Origin of the sequence: Mesorhizobium sp. CA16, from assembly GCF_020165175.1 — a bacterium.
Lineage (GTDB): Bacteria > Pseudomonadota > Alphaproteobacteria > Rhizobiales > Rhizobiaceae > Mesorhizobium.
The window spans coordinates 110,807-131,555 of sequence record NZ_JAIUHP010000007.1; the positions used below are offsets into that span (position 1 = coordinate 110,807).

Consider the following 20,749-nt stretch of genomic DNA (forward strand, 5'->3'; position numbering starts at 1 on the left):
GCTGAAGGCTCCTGAACCTCGTCATTCTAGGGCGGAGCAAGGAGCGTAGCGACGCGCGCAGACCCTAGAATCCATTCCGTTACCTAGACCGAAGTGTGCAATGGTGCAGAATTTCTGGACCGCCGCGGCGCTTCAATGTCACGGCATGGATCCTCGGGTCTGCGCGCGTCGCTACGCTCCTTGCCCGCCCGTGGATGACGATCGCGATAGGCGTCTCGGCCAATCGCCAAGGCATGGGCTTTGCCAACGCACACATAACCAACCGGTCAAAACTTCTATGTTAAGGAACCGGGTCTAGTGCCGCCTTGTCGTGTCCTTCGGCCTTGAGACACCGGTTTCCGAATCCTCGTCGCGCACTTCGTGGCGACGGGCTTTGAGCACCTGGTCGTTCTCCTCGACGCCCTTTCCGATCGCATCGGCCTCCGCGCTGGCGTTTTTGCCGTCGGGACGCTGCGGCGGCGAACCGGCAAAGCCTGGCCCCTCGCCGTGCGGCGCATCATCCGGCACGCCTTCACGCGCGGCATGTTCCCTGTCGAACTTGATGACCGGTTCCATCTTGGCCAAGACATCGTCCGAGAGCCAGCACAGGCTCATATGGCCGTCGCCGAGATTCTTCACCGGCGGCACCTTGGTCTCGCACAGATTGTCGGGCACCAGCTTCTTGTAGCCGCAGCGCGTCTGGAACGGGCAGCCGGTCGGCGGGTTCATCGCCGACGGGATGTCGCCTTCCAGCACGATGTGCTTCTTGACCACGCTGGTGTCGGCGATCGGGATAGCCGACAGCAATGCCTCGGTATAGGGGTGGTAAGGCGGCGAGAAGATCTGATCGGTCGTGCCCTGCTCGACGATGTAGCCGAGATACATGACGACGACGCGGTCGGCGATATAGCGCACCACTGACAGATCGTGGCTGATGAACAGCATCGTGGTCTTGTTCTTGCGCTGGATGTCCATCAACAGCTCGGTCACCGCCGCCTGCACCGAGACGTCGAGCGCCGAGACCGGCTCGTCGGCCACCACCACCTTGGCGTCGCCGGCAAAGGCGCGCGCGACGCCGATACGCTGCTTCTGCCCGCCCGACAACTGGCGCGGCTTGCGCGTTTCGAAGGCGCGCGGCAGCTTCACCAGGTCGAGCAGTTCCAGCATCCGCTGGCGCCGCTCGGCGACTGTCCTGCCGACTTTGAACTTCTCCAGCGTGCGGATGATCTGCGAGCCGACCGTGTGGCTGGGGTTCAGCGTGTCGAACGGGTTCTGGAACACCATCTGGATCGAAGACACCGTCTCGACATTGCGGCGCTCGATGCCGGTCGACTGGATCTCCTTGTTGCCCAGCGTCACGGTGCCGGAGCTTGCGGTCTCGAGGCCCAACAACACCTTGGCGAGCGTCGACTTGCCGCAGCCGGATTCGCCGACGATCGCCACCGTCTCGGATTCGCGCGCGGTGAACGAGATCGTCTCGTTGGCCTTGACGACGCGGCCTTCGCTCGAGCCGAACACCTCGCTGCCGCCGACCTTGTAGTATTTCTTGAGATCGTCGATCTTGAGCACCGGCGCGCCGGGCTCGACCTTTTCGTTGACCTTCTTGGCACCGGGCGGCAGCGCCTCCCAGTCGATCTCGTTGAACCGCACGCAGCGCGAGAAATGGCCCTCATGGCCCTCGACCGGGATCATCGGGATTTCCGCGGCGTTGCAGACGCCCTCGACGAAATGGTGGCAGCGCGGCCCGAAATTGCAGCCCTTCGGCCGCTCATGCGGCAGCGGCAGCTGGCCGGGAATGGAGATCAGCGGCCGCGAGTTCTTGTCGGCGCCAGGCAGCGGGATCGAGCGGAACAGCCCTTGCGTGTAGGGATGGCGCATCCGGTCGAACACGTCCTCGATCTTGCCGGTCTCGACCGCTTCGCCGGAATACATCACCGTGATCTTGTCGCAGGTCTCGAGGATGAGGCCGAGATTGTGCGACACGAAGATCATCGAGGTGCCGAACTTCTCGCCCAGACCCTTGACCAGCTCGACGATGCCGGCCTCGACCGTGACGTCGAGCGCGGTGGTCGGCTCGTCGAGCAGAAGCAGCGCCGGTTTCGACAGCAGCGCCATGGCGATGACGATGCGCTGCTGCTGCCCGCCCGACAGCTGGTGCGGATAGGAGCGCATCATGCGCTCCGGGTCGGGCAGTTTCACCGCCCGCACCATTTCCAGGGCGCGGTTGTAGGCCTCTTCCTTCGACACCTTGTCGTGGATCAGCGGCACTTCCATCAGTTGCTGGCCGATCTTCATCGCCGGATTGAGGCTCGCCATCGGCTCCTGGTAGATCATGGCGATCTTGTTGCCGCGGATCGAGCGCAGCTCATCCTCCGAGAGCTCGCCCATGTCCTTGCCCTGGAACTTGATCTTTCCGCCGACGATCTTCCCGATGTTGGAGAGGTCGCGCATGATCCCGAGCGACACGGTCGACTTGCCGCAGCCGGACTCGCCGACGATGCCCATCGCCTCGCCGGGCATGACCGTGCAGGAAAAATCCATCACGGCCGGGATCTCGCCCTTGCGGGTGAAGAAGGAGATCGAGAGGTTCTCGATCTCGATGATCGGCTGACTGGTCGCCTTGGCTGGATCTCGAACTGCCTCGTTCATGGGTCGCTCCAATCCTTGGTCCTTGGAAGATGGGGCCGAAAACCCCGCCATCAATCTTTCATCGACTGTTCACGCAGCGAATCCGCCAACAGGTTCAGCCCCAGCACGAATGACATCAGCGCGATCGTCGGCGGCAGCGCCGGGTGGATGAAGGACCGCAAGAGGCGGCTGGCGTCCTTGATCGCTGTGCCCCAATCGGGGCTTTCCGGCGCCAGGCCCAGGCCGAAATAGCCGAGCGTCCCGAGCAGGATCGTCGTGTAGCCGATGCGCAGGCAGGCATCGACGATCAGCGGACCGCGTGCATTGGGCAGGATCTCCCACAGCATGATGTACCAGGGCGATTCACCGCGCGTCTGCGCCGCCGCCACATAGTCGCGCGTCTTGATGTCCATGGTCAGCCCGCGCACGATGCGGAACACGCCCGGGCTGGAGGCGAACACCACCGCAACGAAGATATTGAGCTGGTTGGGATCGATATGGACGATGCGCAGCGGATCCTTGTCGAAGACGAGGCCCGTATAGATCCAGCCGCCTAGGACCAGCGTGATGCCGAGCAGGATATAGAGCCGGTCCGGCCGGTTCTTGTAGCGGGTCCAGAACAGCACGCAGAAGAAGATGATCGGGAACAGGAAGAACAGTCCCGCCATCCCATAGGGGATCGGCGTGTCCATGATGCCCGGCGTCACCAGCAGGTAAAACAGGAGGATGACCGGGAAGGCCAGCACCAGATTGGCAAGGAACGACAAGAGCGTGTCGATCTTACCGCCATAATAACCAGCCGGCAGGCCGAGCGTGATGCCGACCATCAGCGCGAAGCCGGTGGCGGCCGGCGCGATGATCAGCACGATCTGGCTGCCATAGACCATGCGCGAGAACACATCGCGGGCAAGCTTGTCGCCGCCGAAATAATAGACGAGCTTCGACGCCGGCTCGATCGCCCCGGGCAGCGTGTCCTTCATCACCGAGACCTGCGCCAGCGGATCGAAGGGCGAGATGGTGGAGGCGAAGATCGCCGTGAACAGCCAGAACAGGCAGATGAAGACGCCGGCGATGCCGACGCCGCTGTCGAAGAGCTGGCCGTAGAGCCCGAGCCGCTTCTTGTAGGTAAAGCTGGCGCCCATCACCAGGATGAGCCCGACCCACACCGGCCAGAACCGCCAGAGCACGCCGATAACCACGTTGAAGGCGCTGATATATTCGGTTTGCATCGGCCCCTGCCTCTACTGAACCCTGATACGCGGATTGAGAAACGCGTAGCCGACGTCGGAAATCAGCTGCGTGATCAGCACGATGAACACCGAGACCAGCGAGCAGCCGAGCAGCAGGTCGATGTCGTTGTTGCCGGCGGCCTCGACCAGCGTGTAGCCGAAACCCTGGTAGCGGAACATCACCTCGACGATGACGACGCCCGTGAGCAGCCACGGGAACTGCAGCATGATGACGGTGAAGGGCGCAATCAGCGCGTTGCGCAACGCATGCTTGATGACCACGCTGCTGAAGGACAGGCCCTTCAGCCGGGCGGTGCGGATATATTGCTGCGTCATCACCTCGACCATCGAGGCGCGTGTCATGCGCGCGATATAGCCGATGCCGTAGATCGCCAGCGTGATCACCGGCAGCGTGAAATTGTAGAAGGTGATGCCCTGGCTGGCGGACGCCGCCGAGCCGTTCAGCCAGCCGAGCCAGGATGCGAAGATGACGGTGAAGATGACGCCCGACACATATTCGGGCGTCGCCGTCGAGGCGATCGAGGCCACCGACAGCACGCGGTCGGTGCGCGAGCCCTCGCGCATGCCGGCGAGAATGCCGATCAGCAGCGAGATCGGCACCATCACCGCCAGCACCCAGAACATCAACAATCCGGTGGCGCCGAGGGCCGGGAACAGCTTGGCCGCGACAGTCGTCTTGAACTTGGTTGAGCAGCCGAAATCGCCTTGCAGGACGCCCGAGAATGTCGGCTCGGCCGGGTCGTTGCAGAAGGAGAAGCGTTGCGTCGTCTTGCCGGTCGCCGGATCGGTGATCGGATGCTTCGGCAGGACACCCAGCCACTGGCCGTAGCGCACGAAGAAGTTCTGCCGGTAGCCATGATTGACCAGCCAGCTTTCGAGCTGGTCGGCTGGCGTGTGCATCTCGGTCTGGCTGATCGCCAGTTTCTTCAGATTGGGCTCGAGATTGACGAGAAAGAAGACGACCAGCGTCAGGCACAGCATCGTGAGCAGTATCGTGCCGATGCGTCTGGCGATGAATGAGAACATGTGCCCCCCTGCCGGCCGGGTTGGGGTCAGATACGTTCAACCCTGTTTCGAAAAGCGGATGACGCCCCGCCGCCGCTGCACGATATGCAACGGCGACGAAGCTGCAAATACGAGGGGCCACGGCCCCTCGTATCCATCGCGCTATGGATCATGCCTGCTCGAGCCAGACCTTGCCGAAGTCGTGCTCGTAGGTGGGGTGCATCGAGTGGTTCTTCACCTCGGGCTTGATGTTGATGTAGAGCTTGCGCCAGTAAGGCTGGATGATGATGCCGGAATCTTGCAGGGTCTGCTCGATATCCTTCATCACAACCTTGCGCTTCTCCGCATCGGCGATGCCGAGCGCCTCGTTCACCTTCTTGTCGAAGTCCGGATTGGCGTAGGCCGTCTCGTTCCAAGCTTCACCGGTGCGGTAAGCGATGGCGATCACCTGGATGCCCAGCGGGCGCATGTTCCAGTTGGTTTCCGAGAACGGATACTTCGTCCAGTCGTTCCAGAAGGTCGAGCTCGGCAGCACGGTGCGCTTCACCTTGATGCCGGCTTCGCGCAGCTGGGCGGCGATCGCGTCCGTGGTGTTCTTGTGGTAGTCCTCGTCGTTGCTGATCAGCTCGTGCTCGAAATCGATCGCGCCGGCCTCCGTCAGCATCTGCTTGGCCTTGGCGATGTCGCGCTTGACCTCCGGCAGCTTGACGTATTCCGGATGGATCGGCGCGACGTGGTGGTTTTCGGCCGGCGTGCCGGCATTGCCGTAGCCGAGCTGCAGCACGGTGGCGTTGTCGACGGCAAGCAACATCGCCTGACGAACCTTCTGGTCGTCATAGGGCTTGTGGGTGATGTTGAAGCGCGACACCACGGTGGCAGCCGTCACGACTTCCGAGACCGGAGCGCCGACGTCGGCGATGATCTTGATGTAGTCGGCGGTCGTTTCGTGGTTGGTCTGGACTTCGCCCGACTCGAAGGCCGAGACGGTCGCGGCCGGATCGGTGCCGTAATCGATGAACTCGACGCCATCGAGGAAGGCCTCGCCCTGCCACCACTTGCCGGTCTCGCGGCGCTTGTAGACCACCTTCTGGCCGACGTCGTAGGAGACGAGCTCGAACGGACCGGTGCCGATCGGGCAGCTCTTGAAGTTGGCGCCCTTCTCGTCGAAGGTCTTGTGCACGACCAGCGCCGGATAGTCGCAAAGGTTCGGGATGATGGCGATGTCGGGCTTGGTCAGCTTGAGCTTGACGGTCATGTCGTCGACCTTGACGACGGAGCCTTCGCGCAGCTTCTTGGTCTTGTCGTCAACGAGGCTGCCGAGGCGGCCAGGCATCGAGTTGCCTTCCGCGCCCTTATCCGCCCAGCGCGTGAAGTTGTAGATCACGTCGTCGGCCGTGAACTTGTCGCCGTTGTTCCATTCGACGCCCGGCCGCACATGCAGCGTGTATTCGGTGGCGTCGTCGTTGATGTCCCAGCTCGCCAGCAGATACGGCGCGAAAGTATATTCCTTCGTGTATTTCACCAGCGGCTCGAGCGCCTGGCGCTCGGCATTGGAGATTTCGGACCAGTCGGCGGTGCGCGGATCCTTCGGATCCTTGATCGACATCGCGACCTTGAGCACGCCGCCCTTCTTGCCCTGCACGTCCTCGGCCCGGGCCGGGGTCGGCGCGGCGAGGCCGAGCATGCCATAGGCCATTGCCGTCGATGCGCCGAAGACGCTGGCCATAGCCAGGAATTCGCGGCGGTCCACGCCGCCCGACTTGGCTTCTTCAGCCATTTTCAGGATGTGATCGGGAACACGATCACCATTGCTCTTATAGATTGCCATGACTTACTCCCATTGTTGGCTTTCCGCCTTTTAACATTCCGCATCCAGACCGTGATGTCAAAACACGGTGTGGAGTAGGAACATGCCAGGGAATGTGCATCTTTGGCTACAACCCGGTTCGCGCGTTAGCGACAGTCTTGACGCAAATTTGTTATCGCGAGGCGGATTTCCAAAAAAATCGTTGCGGGCGATTAAATCAATACATTTTATACGGATAACGGCCCCGTCCCCGCGGCGGTCAGCCTGCTGGGCAGACACAGAAGCGCCGGCGCGGCCTCAATATTCGCGTTCGTAGAAGACGCCGCCCTTGGCTTCGCCGGCATCATTGGCCTCGCCGCGCAGCTTCACGCCGCGACCGACATTGAGGTCGATCGTGGCTTTGCCGGAGCCCGGCTTGTCGCCCTTCTGTATGGTCACATAGGTGCGGTCGTTGAGGTATTTGCCGGCCGAAACCGCGGTGCCGCCCTTCTCGTCCGTCGTCACGTCGAGATCGTCGACGCCGATTGCGTTGCGCAGGCTGTCGAGCAGCGAGGTCGTGCCGCCGGCGCCTGCCAATTGCGCGGCGGCGTCGGCGAGCTGGGCGATCTGCAGCGGTGACAGTCTGGACATGGATTGACCGAAGATGAGCTGCGCCAGGACCTCGTCCTGGGGCAGCGCCGGCACCGAGGAGAAGTTGAATTTCGGATCGGTCGCCTCGCCGGAAACCACGATTGTCACGGTGGCACTGCTTGTCGTGGTGGTCGCGGTGAGATTGAGGTAAGGCACCAGCGATCCCTGGAACCCGACCGTGCCCTCCGTGAATGTCAGCCGTTTTGCAAGGATCGTTAACCGTCCGCGCTGCAAGGTGAAAGTGCCCACGGCCTGCGGTGACGACGCCGGGCCGGTTAGTTTGAGCGAGCCGCCGAGCTCGGCGTCGACGCCCCTGCCCTGGATGAAGATCTGGTTCGGCGCGTTGACCGTCACGTCAAGCATCAGGCCGCTGCCGCCCTTGCTGCTGCCGCTGGACGTTGGCGGGCGCAGCGCCTTGTCCTGTGCCCGCACGGCGCGTGGCGCGTTCTTGTGCTTGACGTTGAGTTCCGAGAGTGACCCGGGCAGCTTGTCCGGAACGGTGATGACCGTCCTCGCCAGATTGATGGTGCCGGCGATCACGGGTGCCGAGACCAGCGGCCCCTTGACGGTCAGGTCGCCGCCGAGATTGGCGGTCACCACCCGGCCGTCGGTGTAGCGGCCATCGCTGAGCTTGATCGATAGGTCGGCCGGGAAGCCTTGCGCCGGCGTGATGCCCACCGTGCCGCTGGCCGACAGGCTGCCGCGCGTCGACAGCTTTCCGGTCAAGCGATTGATCCTGGCGACGCCGCCGCCGATCGAAACGTCGGCGTCGATATCGTTGACCGCCAGGCCGGAACGCGCATCGATAAGGCGCGCGCCGGATGTCGTGACTTTGCCGCTGATCACCGGCGCGGATGCGGGACCGCGCACCTGCACATCGACATTGGCAGTGCCGTTGAGCGCCAGACCTTGCGCGGCGAGCTTGGCGGCAAGGAAGGAAAACGGCACCTTGCCCTTGAAGTCGAGCGCCAAGGTGGGCGTGCCTGTCGTCGCCACCGTGCCGCCACCCTTGAGGCCGAGGCCGGCGCCATCGCTGATGTCGGCATCGAAAGCGAGCTTGTTGCCGGCGAAGGTTCCCGACGACGACACATTCATGCCGCCGAGGCCAGCGCCGCGCGTCTGCGAGGTCTGCACGCCGGACGCATCGATGTTGAAGGCGGCCGATGGGGTCGCCGGCGCGCCGGTGACCTTGACCGTCCCCGAGACCGTGCCGGCTGCGTCGAGACCCGGCGAGAAACTGTTGGCGAGCGAGACCGGCACCCGAGCCAGATTGGCGTTGATGTCGAGCGTCTGCGCGACCTTGCCAGTCACCGTCGCCGTGCCGCCGCCGAGATTCAGCACCAGCCGGTCGAGCGTCGTCACCCCGTTGGCGATGGTCACGGTCGAGGCCTGCGCGATCGCGGCCTTGATGCCCTGCACCGTCGCCTGGCCCGACGCGAGCTCGACGGTCGTCGTGCCGTTGGCGATCCTCACCCGGCCGGCTGCCTTCGCCGGGATGTTCTTGACGGTTGCGCCGCCGGAAAAACCGGTCCAGTCGCCGTCGCGCTTGAGATCGACATAGATGCCGGTGACGGCCGTGCCGCCGGAAGTCACGCTCTCGGCGCGCACCGTACCGGCAATGACCGGTGCTGCCATGTAATTCGCGATCTGCGCGTCGATGGCGACATTCCTGGCGGAGAGATCGCCGCGCTTGATCTCGGAGGTGTTCGCCTTGACGGCGACATTCGGTCCGTTGGCTGCCTTGGTAAAAGCGATCGTGCCGCGCACATTGCCCTCGGCTTTTTCCAGCGCCAGCGCGGCTAGCGGCCCGATATTGGGCAAGTCGAGCGAAACGGTGCCGACCGGCACGAAGGCATCGTCGAGAGTGAGATCGCCGGCAATCTTGTTCGGACCGAGCGACAGCAAAAGCCCATTGATCGCGCGGCTGCCATTGGTCGTGGCGAGCACCGCGCTGCCTTGCAGATTCTGCCCGGCGACATTGCCGGTGAGTTCAACATTGGCCGCCGGATTGGCGGCATCGGCCTTGCCGCTGGCCGTAAGCTTCAGTCCCGTGATCTCGCGCGCCGCCACGGAAAGCCGGTCGCTGCTCACCGTCATCGACAGGTCCGGCGTGGTGACCGGGCCTTGCGCGTTCAAGACAAAGGCGATGGCGCCCTTGGCGTCTTTCGACAGCCCCGAAACATCGCTCAAGGCGCCTCTGATTCCGGCGGCCAACCTGCCGTCGGCAAGGCTCGCCTGCCCGTCGGCGCTGAGCGCGCCGGAATTCAGCTTCAGCCTGTCGACATTGACATTGCCATTGGCATCGCGCTTCAGCGAGGCGCTCAACGCAGCGCTCTCGCCAAGCATGCCGCGCACCGCCGCCGGTAAGGCTGAAGAGGCGACATTGGCGTTCATATTGAGGTCGACCGAACCGTCGCCCAGCGATATCCGGCCGGCGACCTGGCTGTTGAGTGCATCGCTTCTCAAGGAGCCGCTGTCGACGGCAACGGCATCAGTCGTCAGGCGGCCATTGACCTTGGCCGTGACCTTGCCGGCGATCAGCGGCGCGATCGTCGGATTGTCGAGGCCGATCCTGTCCACCGACACCGTGCCGGAAACCGGACCAGCCCGCCCCCTGAGGTCGAAGGCGTCCGAATGCAGCGCCAGGATGAGGCCGTCGACCGTCGCCTGGCTGGCGGCAATGGAAGGCAGGATCGCGGACACATCGAGCCGCGCCTGCGTGCTTTCGCCCGCCATCTTTGCCGACAAGGACCGGACGGCGATCTTGACCGGGCTTTGGGCGCTGCCGACGGTCAACGGCAGGCTGGCTCCGGATGAGGTAAGATCGAGAGAGAAATCGCTGGCGCCGTTCGGGTTGAGAGTGCCGGCGGCCTTGCCTGAAATCCCTTCGCCCGAAAGCGTGGCGTGGTCCAGGGCGACGCCGCCCGCCAGCGTGTAGGTACCGGCAGCGTCCAGATCCAGCGGCCCGAGCCCCGCCTGCCGGGTCTGGCTGGTCTCGGCGCCCGCCAACTTCGCGTCGAACTGAATGTCGGGATTGGACGATGGACCCGTGACGTGTGCCGTGCCTTCCAGCGTTCCGGCCCCGTCGAGGCCGGGCACGAAATCATTGGCGAGTGCCAGCGGGAGGTTGGCGAGATTGGCCGTCAGGTCCAGTGCCTGACCGGCGCTGCCGGAAACCGTCGCCGAGCCGCCGCCGAGATTGAGCGCGAGCTTCTCGATGGCGGTCACGCCATTGGTGATGGAGAGGCTGGAAGGCTCGGCTATGGCCGCCTTGATGCCGCGCACCGTCGCCTCGCCGGAAGCGATTTCCACGCTTGTCGTGCCGTTGGCGATCTTCACCCGGCCGGTGGCGGTGGCCGGAATGCCGGACGCCGTGGCGCCGCCGGTAAAGTTCGTCCAATCGCCGTCGCGCTTCAAATCGATGCCGATGCCGCTGATGACCGTGCCGCCGGAGGTCACGCTATCGGCCTTGATCGTGCCTGAGATCGCCGGCCCTTTCAGGTAGTTGGCGATCAGCGCGTTGACGGTGATGGCTTTCGCCGCCAGATCGCCGCGCGCGATCGACTTGCTGGCCGCATTGATGGTGACAGTCGGCGCCTCGCCGTCCTTGGCGAAGGCGATCGTGCCGTTGATATCGCCGGTCGCGCTCTGATTTGCGAGCGCCGCAAGCGGTCCGATGTCGGGCACGGCAAGCGTCAGCGTGCCGAGCGGCAGGAACTTGTCGTCGAGCGCGAGATCGCCCGACACCTTGTTGTCGCCAAGCGCCAGGCTGAGGCCCCTGATCGAGCGCTTGCCGTCGGCCGTCACCAGCGAGGCTGCGATGTCCAGCGCCTGCCCCTCGGCGCTGCCCGTCAGCGAGATTTCGGCGGACGGGTTGGCGATGTCGGCCTTGCCCTTGGCCGAGAGTTTGATGTCCTTCACCGTGCGGCCGGCGGCCGTCAGGCTGGCGCTGTCTGCTGAAACGGAGAAATCCGGCGCCCAGCGCGGGCCGCTCGTGGTCAGCGCGAAATTGACCCCGCCGGCAAGCGGCGTGCCGGCGAGCGACGACAGTGGCGAGACATCGCCCAACGTGCCTTTGACGCTGGCCTGGATATCCGATCCTTGCATGCTGCCGGTGCCGCTGGCGCTAAGCGAACCGGAACTGATCTCCAGCGAATTGGCGGCGAACGCGCCTTGCGGATCGCGCGTAGCGGTGGCCGAGAATTTCACCCGCTCGCCAAGCAGCGAGCTGATCTGCGGCGGCAATGCCTTCGAGACGGCGTCGGCATTCATCTTCAGCGTCATCGACAAATCGGCCAGCGCCACATTTGCCGTCAGCCCGGCATTGAGCGCATCGCTGCGCAAGGTGCCTTTGTCGATGGTCACGGTCTCGCGGCTGATCGTACCGGAAAGATCCGCGGCGAGCTTGCCGGTCACCAGCGGCGCCAGCGTCGCCACATCGGTCTTCAGGCCGGCGGCCGCGAGCTTGATGGCGACCGGGCCGCTAACGGTCTCGACGTCGAAGCCGTCGGAATGGATCTCGCCCGTAATATTGTTGAGCTGCGTGCCGCCGACGGCGACCGAAGTAAGCGACGTGCCGATATCGACCATTGGCGCCTCGCCGTCGCCGAAGGCGCGCACCGTGGCTTTTTCGACCGCGACCAGGATCGGAACCGCGCTGTTGCCGACATCGACGGTGACCGGCTTGTCCTTGGCGGAGAGCTCGACCGCCAGGTCGCTGGCGCCCTTCGGATTGACATTGCCGGTGGCAGTGCCGTGCACCGCATCGCTCTCTATGATGGCCTGCTCGATATCGATCCCACCCGACGCGGTCGCCGTTCCGGCGAGGTCGAAGCTCGTCTTACCGGCAAACAAAGCCTTTATCTTCTCCGGCAGGAACTCTTCGAACTGGCCGTCGCCCTTGGCCTCGATGCGGTGGCCCTTGTCAGTGAGCTGGTGCCGACCGGTCAGCTGGCTGACGATCCGGCCGTCGACCATGAAGGTGCCGACGCCGCTCCAGTTGGCCAAAGGCCCGCCGCCGGAAACGACGATGCTGACGGGCGGCGCATCCGGCAGCTTGAGCAAATTGGCGATGATGCCGCCGGCCGGCTCCGACGCCTTGAGGTCGAGGTCGAGCTTGTTGTCGGCCGGCGCAAAGTGGATCTTGGCGTCGACATTGCCTTGCTTGCCGTCATGGCGGCTGACGTTGAGCACGCTTTCGATCGCCAGCGGCGACGGATCGGCCTTGAGCGAACCCTTGGCGGCCAGTTCGGCGATGCCGCTGCCGGCAAGCTCCTGTCCAAGCGCGATCTCCGGCAGGTCGATCTGCTTCACGTCGATCGACACCGGCAGGCTGGACGAGCCACCTTGCGATGGCTGCTGGCTCGGCTGCGGCAGCCGCGCCAGCTCGATGCGCTCGGCGGCTAAGTGATCGGCATTGAAATTCCAGGACAGCAGCGCCGCCGGCGACCAGTCGAGCGATACCTTGCGCGCCACCATCCAGGGGCCGGCGCGGTCTTCCAGCACGATGTGGTCGACCCTGAGCGCGCCCGACCAGATGCCTTCGATGCCGCTGACCGTCACCTTGCGGTCCTCGTTCGAAGCCACCTTCGAAATCAGGCCGGCAAGATTCTGCCGGCCGCCTTCGGTGCCAGTCAGAACGACAAGCGCGCCGATCGCCACCACGAGCAGCACAAGCAGCGCGTAGAGGCAGATACGGAGGATGCGCCAGACCATCTTCATCGTCAGAACGCCTGGCCGATGCCGGCATAAATGCCGAAATGCGGATCGCCCGGATCGCGGTTGAGCGGCACGGCAGCGTCGATGCGCAACGGCCCGAAGGGAGTAATATAGCGCAGGCCCACGCCGGCGCCGACCTTCACATTCGAGAAATCGGGGAAGGATTTGGTCGAGACCGTGCCGGCATCGACGAAGGGCACGATGCCGATCGTGTCGGTGATGCCGATGCGCATCTCGACCGAGGTCTCGAAGAAGGAGAGGCCGCCGATCGGCTGGCCGTCAATGTCTTTCGGGCCGATGCCCTGATATGCATAGCCGCGCACCGAACCGCCGCCGCCGGAATAGAAGCGCCTGTCGGCCGGCACGTTCTGCAGCCCGGTGCCGACGATCGAGCCGAGCGTCGCGCGCTCGGCGAGCACGAACCGGCTTGCCGTGTCGAGCGACTGGTAGGTGTAGCCCTCGCCCTTCAGCTTCAGGAAGGTTGCGCCATTCAATATGTCGTAGCTTGGCTCGGCATAGGCTAAGAAGCGGAAGCCTCTGGTCGGGTTCAGCTTGTTGTCGCGGCTGTCATAAACATATTGCAGCGGCACGCTGGCGATCAGATAGGTATGCTTGCCGAAAGCGTCGGTGATCCTCGAATAATCGAGGTCGAACTCGGCCGACACCCGCTGCTTCTTGTCGAGGTCATAGGAGACGCCAACATCGCCCTTGACCGAGAAATGGTCATAGGCATCGGGGTGTTCGAACACCGTCTTGATGCCGGTGAAGAACTTCGACGTCGGCCCGAGCACCCCCGGCTTCTCGAACATGACGCCGGCATTGTAGTTGAGCGCGGAAAGGCTGTTGCTGCCGATGCCGCTGATCGACCCGTCGATGCGCAGCTTCTCCGCCTGGCCGAACAGGTTGCGATGGCCCCAATAGCCTTCGAGCCCCAGGCCTTCGGTATTCGAGAAGCTGCCGCCGACGCCGAAATAGCGCGGCTTGCGCTCGCTCACCTGGACGCCGATCGGAATGTTGCCGTTGGCGTCGAGCCTGTCGCCTTCCTTGATCGTCACGCTGTTGAAGACCTCGAGCCCGAGCAGCCGGTCGCGCGCATCGTCGATCTCCTGCGGCGAATATTGCTGGCCCCGTTTCAGCCCGGTCATGTATTCGGTGAAGTCGCGATCGACCTTTTCCGTGCCCTCGACCGTCGTGGCGCCATAGCCGGCGACCGGGCCGGCGGCCACCGTCAACGTCACGTCCAGCGTCGAGCTGGTGTGCTCGGCGACGATCTCGCGGTTCGTGACCTTGGCAAGCGGCCTGCCCTCTTCCTTCAGCGCCCGCACGATCAGCAGTTCAGCCTTGAGCACCGCGCCTGAACCGGCATCGCCGCCGGCGATCAGGCCGAAATCGGCTGCCGCCAACCCGGCCGCATCGCCCTTCAGCCGGATGTTGCCAAGCGTGAATTTCGCCCCGGGGGAAACCGTTATGACCACCGGGATGGGCTGTGGCCCTTTGAACTCGGCATCCGGCGGCAATTCGTCGATCGACTTGCCCTCGATCGTGATGGTGACCACGCCTTCGTAGCGGGCATCGGCGTAGAGGGCGGCGACGAGCTGTTCGCGGTCGCCGCGTGCCTTGGCCATCAGGCCGAGCGACCCCGACACCGGATGATCCTGGTCATTTTTCAGCGCCGAGGCGTTTTCGAGCCTCTTGATCAGATCCTTGTCGGCATCAGGCGCATTGATCGTCACCGAGTAGCGCAGCGGATCGACGATGTCGGCATCTTCGTCCTTGGACGAGCCCCAAAGCTTGATGCCGAAAATCTCGAAAGCCGCCGCCTGCCGCACCTCTGCGGTCAGCACGGCCGAGCAGACGAGCGCGAAAAGCAGGGCGCGCGGGAGCCCGCGCCCTGGCGCGATCCCCTTTGACATCTGCGTTTCATGCGCCGGCATTAAGACAACCTAGTCGACAAAACTAAAATTGGAATGAAGTTCCGCAACGTTCGTAAAGGGGCCACAATCCAATTGTCTGAAATAGACCGGGCTTGGAATTCACACCTTTTGCATTTTCGCAAGAATGTGTGATCCGTCTCACAGAGGTTCTGTCGAAATACCGGCCTTTGGCCGGCATGGAAACCGTTCGCGGGTGATAAACCTGCGGCGCTCCGGCGTTGACAAGCCTGCACGAAGCTTGATCATGCCCGGACGCTGGCGATGTCTGGAGGGTGGTATGGCAATGCGCGCGGCTCGTGGTCTCTCTTTGCTTCTTCTCATCTTTTTCGCCCTGGGCGGAGCGGCCTTTGCGGCAGAAGCCCGGCGAATCGTGACGACCGATAATTCCGACTATTTCGGCTTCGACCTGAGGTCGGAGCAGAATGTCAGCCTCGACCAGTGCAAGACCGCATGTCTCGGCGATCCGGCCTGCCGCGCCTTCACCTACAACACCAAGGCCAAATGGTGTTTTCTCAAATCCGACTATAACCAGTTGAAATCCTTCACCGGCGCAGTCGCCGGCAAGGTCGCCAATGTCGACGGCGATCCCGATATCGGCGCTCCGCCGGCACTGGCCTTCTTCCCCAACTGGATGGCCGACCAGGCCCAGCAGTTCCGCAACAAGCTGACCGATCCGGCCTATGACAAGCCGACCGAAGGGCTTGCCGCCCTGCAGGCCGCCGCCGAGCAGGCATCGCTTACCGGCGACCATCGTCTTGCCATGCAGAAATACCAGGCCGCGGTCTCGGTGCTGCCCGATGACGGCGCGCTGTGGCTGGCGCTGGCGCGCGAGACGCTCGCCGTGCAGCCGGCGTCGAACACCACTGAACCTTCGACTTTGCCGATGAATGTCACCTCGGCGGCCTTCAACGCCTACAAGCTGGTGCGCACGGCAAAGACCCGTGCCGAGGCGCTGGCGCTGCTTGGCGCCGGCCTCGACAAGCGCGACCTCTACCGGCCCTCGCTGCAGGCCTATGAGGCGAGCCTTGCGCTGGTGAGCTCGCCTGCCGTCCAGGCCGACTATGCCGATCTCAAGGCGCGCAAGGGTTTTCGCGTCGTCGAGCACACCGTCGACGCCGATTCCTCCTCGCCGCGCATCTGCGCCCAGTTTTCCGAGGAACTGGTCAAGACCGGGGTCGATTATTCGCAATTCGTGACGGTCGACAACGCCGCGCCCAAGGCCGTCGAGGCCAAGGACAAGCAGATCTGCGTCGAAGGCCTGGAACACGGCCAGCATTATGACGTGACCTTCCGCGCCGGCCTGCCGTCGGCGATCGGCGAGACGATCGCCGCGCCCGTCGTGCTGTCGATCTACGTCCAGGACCGCGCTCCCTCCGCCCGCTTCACCGGCGACAGCTTCGTGCTGCCGGCCGGGGCGCGCCGCGGCATCCCGGTCGTCACTGTCAACATGAACGCCGCCAAGATGACGCTCCACCGCATCGGCGATCGTTCGCTGGCGCAGCTCCTGTCCGGTTATCAGTTCCTGCATCAGCTCGACGGCTATGACATTTCCACCATTTCCGACCAAATGGGCTCGCCCGTCTGGTCGGGCACGCTCGAAATCGCCAATGATCTCAATAAGGAGGTTACCACTTCGTTCCCTGTGGATGAGGCGATCCCGCAGCGCAAACCCGGCGTCTATGTGCTGACCGCGCAGCCGGTCGACGACAAGAGCGACGACTATGGCTCACGCGCCACGCAGTGGTTCGTCGTCTCCGATATCGGCCTTTCCACCTATACCGGCCAGGACGGCCTCAACGTCTTTGCCCGTTCGCTGGGCTCGGCCAAGCCGATCTCCGGCGCCGAATTGACGCTGCTTGCCAGGAACAACGAGATTCTCGGCACGGCGACGACCGACGCCGAGGGTCACGCCGTCTTCAATCCGGGCCTCACCCGCGGCGAGAACGGCATGGTGCCGGCCGTGCTGATGGCCAAGCAGGGCGACAACGACTTCGTCTTCCTCGACATGGGCAAGGCCGGCTTCGACCTGTCGGATCGCGGCGTCGAGGGGCGCGCCTCGCCAGGCGCCCTCGACGTTTATGCCTGGACGGAGCGCGGCATATACCGCGCCGGCGAGGACGTTCACGTCGCGGCCCTCGCCCGCGACGGCGCGGCAAAAGCGGTCGAGAACCTGCCGCTGACCTTCATCTTCACACGTCCAGACGGGGTCGAGAACCGCCGCATAATCAGCAATGGCGAGTCCGCCGGCGGCCACGCCGTCGACCTGCCGCTCGAGGCCAACGCCATGCGCGGCACCTGGACGGTGTCTATCTACACCGACCCCAAGCAGTCGCCGGTCGCCAGCCAGATGTTCCTGGTCGAGGATTTCGTGCCGGACCGCATCGAATTCGACCTGACCGCCGACAAGAAGGAGATCGCCCAGGGCGAGACCGCCAACGCTACCGTCGACGGCCGCTTTCTCTATGGCGCGCCGGCCGCGGGCCTTGCGCTTGAAGGCGAGCTGACGCTGTCGACCACAAGCACCTGGGACAGCTTCAAGGATTTCACCTTCGGCCTGGCCGACGAGCAGTCGGGCGAGCCGACAGTGACGCCTCTCGCCAACCTTCCGGTGGCCGGCGATGACGGCAAGGCGACTTTCCCGGTGACGATCGACCAGTTGCCGTCGACCACCAAGCTGGTCAACGCCAAGGTCACCGTGCGCATGCGCGAGGCCGGCGGCCGCGCCGTCGAGCGCTCGCTCGACATCGGCGTTCGCCCGCAGCGCGACGTCATCGGCATCCGCCCGGATTTCGAGGGCGATGAGGTGCCGCAGGGCGGCACCGCCAAGTTCAGCATCATTGCCGTCGACCCGAACGGCAAGCGCGAAGACCTGAAGGGCGCGCAGTGGTCGCTGGTCAAGGTCGAGCGCAACTATCAATGGTACCGTTCCAACAATTCCTGGAACTACGAGGCGGTCAGCCTCACCAAGGCCGTCGCCAACGGCGCGGTCGACCTGAAGGCGAATGGCGAGGCGACCGTGTCGCTGCCCGTCGACTGGGGCCGTTACCGGCTGGAGGTCGAGACGGCCGATCCCGACGGTCCGGCGACCAGCTATGAGTTCGATGCCGGCTGGTACGTCGCCTCCACCACCACCGAGACGCCCGATGGCCTGGAGATCGCGCTGGACAAGGATTCTTACGCCGCCGGCGAAGTCGCCAAGCTGAAGGTCTCGCCGCATTTTGCCGGCGAGCTTCTCGTCACCATCGGTGCCGAAAAGCTGCTGAAGACCGTCACCGCTTCGGTGCCGGCCGGCGGCAGCACGGTCGACATCCCCGTCGGCGACGACTGGGGCGCCGGCGCCTATGTCACGGCGACCTTGTTCCGGCCCGGCGACGCGCAGGAATCGCGCATGCCGGCCCGCGCCATCGGCATCCAATGGCTGTCGGTCGATCCGGGCTCGAAGAAGCTCGCGGTCAGCCTGACGCCACCGGAAAAAACCGTGCCACGCCAGCAGCTGTCGATCCCGGTCGCCGTCAGCGGCGCCCAGGCGGGCAGCAATGCCTATGTGATGGTGGCTGCCGTCGACGTCGGCATCCTCAACCTCACCAACTACAAGGCGCCAGATCCGGAGGACTGGTTCTTCGGCCAGCGCATGCTGGGGCTGGAGATCCGCGATCTCTACGGACGCCTGATCGATGGCTCGCTCGGCGCCATGGGCAAGATACGCACCGGCGGTGATGGGGCGAACATGCAGGCGCAGGGCAGCCCGCCGACGGAAAAGCTGGTCGCCTTCTTCTCCGGCCCGGTCGAACTCGATGCCAATGGCAAGGCCCGGGTCGATTTCGACATCCCGCAGTTCAACGGAACCGTGCGCATCATGGCCGTCGCCTGGACCAAGGATGCGGTCGGCCATGCCCAGACCGACGTCATCGTGCGCGATCCGGTGGTGATCACCGCCGGCCTGCCGCGCTTCATGGCGCCGGGCGATGCGGCGACCATGCGCCTCGACATCGCCGACACCGACGGCCCGGCCGGCGACTATGCACTTTCGGTCACCACGACCGGCGACCTGTCGACCGGCGACAAGCCACTGCCCGAGAAGTTGACGCTCGCCCAGGGCAAGCGGCAGTCGCTCAGCTTCCCGCTGGTCGCCAAGACCGCGGGCGACGCCTCGGTCACAGTCAAGCTCGCGCATGCCGATGGCACGGAAGTCGAGCAGACGCTCTATCTGCCGGTGCGCCCGGCGCAGCTTCCGGTCACCAACCGCATGGTTGTCGACCTCAAGCCCAATGGCGGCTCGCTGCGCGTGGACAAGGAACTGCTTGCCGCAAGCGTGCTCGACGGCGCTTCGGTCAGCGTCGGCGTCTCGCAGTCGTCCGCGCTCGATGTGCCGTCGCTTCTGATGTCGCTCGACCGCTACCCCTATGGCTGCGCCGAGCAGACCACCAGCCGCGCCATGCCGCTGCTCTATGTCAACGACATGGCCAAGAGCATCGGCATGGAGAGCGATCCGGACCTGCATGGCCGCATCCAGGACGCCATCTACAAGGTGCTGTCCTACCAGGCGGCAAGCGGCAGCTTCGGCCTCTGGGGCCCCGGCTCCGGCGATCTGTGGCTCGACGCCTATGTCACGGAGTTCCTGACCCGGGCGCGTGAGCAGAAGTACGATGTACCGGCGCTGGCCATGAACCAGGCGCTCAACAACCTGCAGAACGCACTCGGCTACGACCAGGACGTCCAGGACAAGGGCAGCGAGATCGCCTATGCGCTCTACGTGCTCGCCCGCAACAAGAAGGCCTCGATCGGCGACCTGCGCTATTATGCCGACACGCAGCTCGAAGCCTTCTCCAGCCCGATGGCCGTCGCCCAGTTGGCGGCAAGCCTGGCGCTCTATGGCGATGCGCAGCGTTCGGAAGCCACCTTCCAGACGGCGCTCAGGCTGGCGAAGTCGGAAACCGACTACGACTACTACCGCTCGGACTACGGCTCGCGGCTGCGTGACGGCGCGGCGATGCTGGCGTTGGCGGCGGAATCGAAGCCGGTGCCGAGCATCATGCCGCAGCTGATCAAGCTGGTGGGCGTGGCACGCGCGGACGCCCGCTGGACGAGCACGCAGGACGAATCCTGGATGCTGCTGGCCGCGCGGGCGCTGAAGGAAGGCAATGATTCCATCACGCTTTCCGTCAACGGCGCGCCGCATTCGGGCGGCTATTCAGACCAGGTCGCCGGCAGCGAGCTTGTCGACAGCCCCCTCACCATCGCCAACACCGGCGCGACGCCGCTGCAGGCGGTGGTGACCGCGGTTGCCGCGCCGGTCGAGCCGCTGCCGTCCGGCGGCGACGGTTTCACCATCGCGCGCACTTATTACAAGCTCGACGGCACCGAGGCCAACGTCACCGAGGCCAAGCAGAACGAACGCTACGTGGTCGTGCTCAAGGTCTATGAGCAGAACAAATGGCCGTCGCGGCTCCTGATCACCGACCTGTTGCCGGCCGGCTTCGAGATCGACAATCCGAGCCTGGTTTCCAGCGCGCAATTGTCGAACTTCTCCTGGCTGGCGCAAACCGACGCCGCACATCTGGAGTTCCGCAACGACCGCTTCGTCGCCGCTTTCAATCCGAACGAAGGTGACGGCGACCGCAACATCACGCTGGCCTATGTCGTGCGCGCCGTGACGCCGGGCACCTACGCCCATCCGGCGGCGACGGTGGAGGACATGTACCGGCCGCAATACTCGGCCCGCACCGCCACCGGCGTGATGGAGGTGAAGGCCGAGTAAGGAGCCGAGGAAATATGGACCGGACGATGGCGCTGCCCCT

General features: G+C 64.4%; 7 protein-coding genes. 1 reads left to right on the top strand and 6 read right to left on the bottom strand.

The annotated features are described in order from the left end of the window. Window positions 1–294: 294 nt before the first annotated feature. From LB525_RS12685 to LB525_RS12710, 6 genes are all read right to left on the bottom strand, one after another. Entirely contained in the window at window positions 295–2,628 is a 2,334-nt protein-coding gene (locus LB525_RS12685) for an ABC transporter ATP-binding protein (RefSeq protein ID WP_224544875.1), read from the bottom strand. Between the two features lie 50 nt (window positions 2,629–2,678). Further along, a complete protein-coding gene (locus tag LB525_RS12690; RefSeq protein WP_140839587.1) occupies window positions 2,679–3,836 on the bottom strand; it encodes an ABC transporter permease in 1,158 nt (385 codons plus the stop codon). Window positions 3,837–3,848: 12 nt separating this feature from the next. Next, window positions 3,849–4,883 carry an ABC transporter permease gene (locus LB525_RS12695; protein WP_140699362.1) on the bottom strand — a complete coding sequence of 345 codons (1,035 nt, stop codon included), beginning with the start codon at window positions 4,881–4,883 and terminating at the stop codon, window positions 3,849–3,851. 148 nt (window positions 4,884–5,031) lie between these two features. Further along, window positions 5,032–6,690 (bottom strand): ABC transporter substrate-binding protein, encoded by a 1,659-nt coding sequence (locus LB525_RS12700; RefSeq protein ID WP_224544876.1) that lies wholly within the window; start codon window positions 6,688–6,690, stop codon window positions 5,032–5,034. 276 nt (window positions 6,691–6,966) lie between these two features. Next, a complete protein-coding gene (locus LB525_RS12705; protein ID WP_224544877.1) occupies window positions 6,967–13,020 on the bottom strand; it encodes a translocation/assembly module TamB domain-containing protein in 6,054 nt (2,017 codons plus the stop codon). Window positions 13,021–13,022: 2 nt separating this feature from the next. Next, window positions 13,023–14,951 (bottom strand): autotransporter assembly complex protein TamA, encoded by a 1,929-nt coding sequence (locus LB525_RS12710; RefSeq protein WP_224544878.1) that lies wholly within the window; start codon window positions 14,949–14,951, stop codon window positions 13,023–13,025. A 277-nt stretch (window positions 14,952–15,228) separates the two neighbouring features. On the opposite strand from LB525_RS12710, the gene LB525_RS12715 reads away from it, so the two are divergent. Next, complete coding sequence (locus tag LB525_RS12715) at window positions 15,229–20,709, top strand: alpha-2-macroglobulin family protein (RefSeq protein ID WP_224544879.1); 5,481 nt, start codon at window positions 15,229–15,231, stop codon at window positions 20,707–20,709. The last annotated feature ends 40 nt before the right edge of the window (window positions 20,710–20,749 follow it).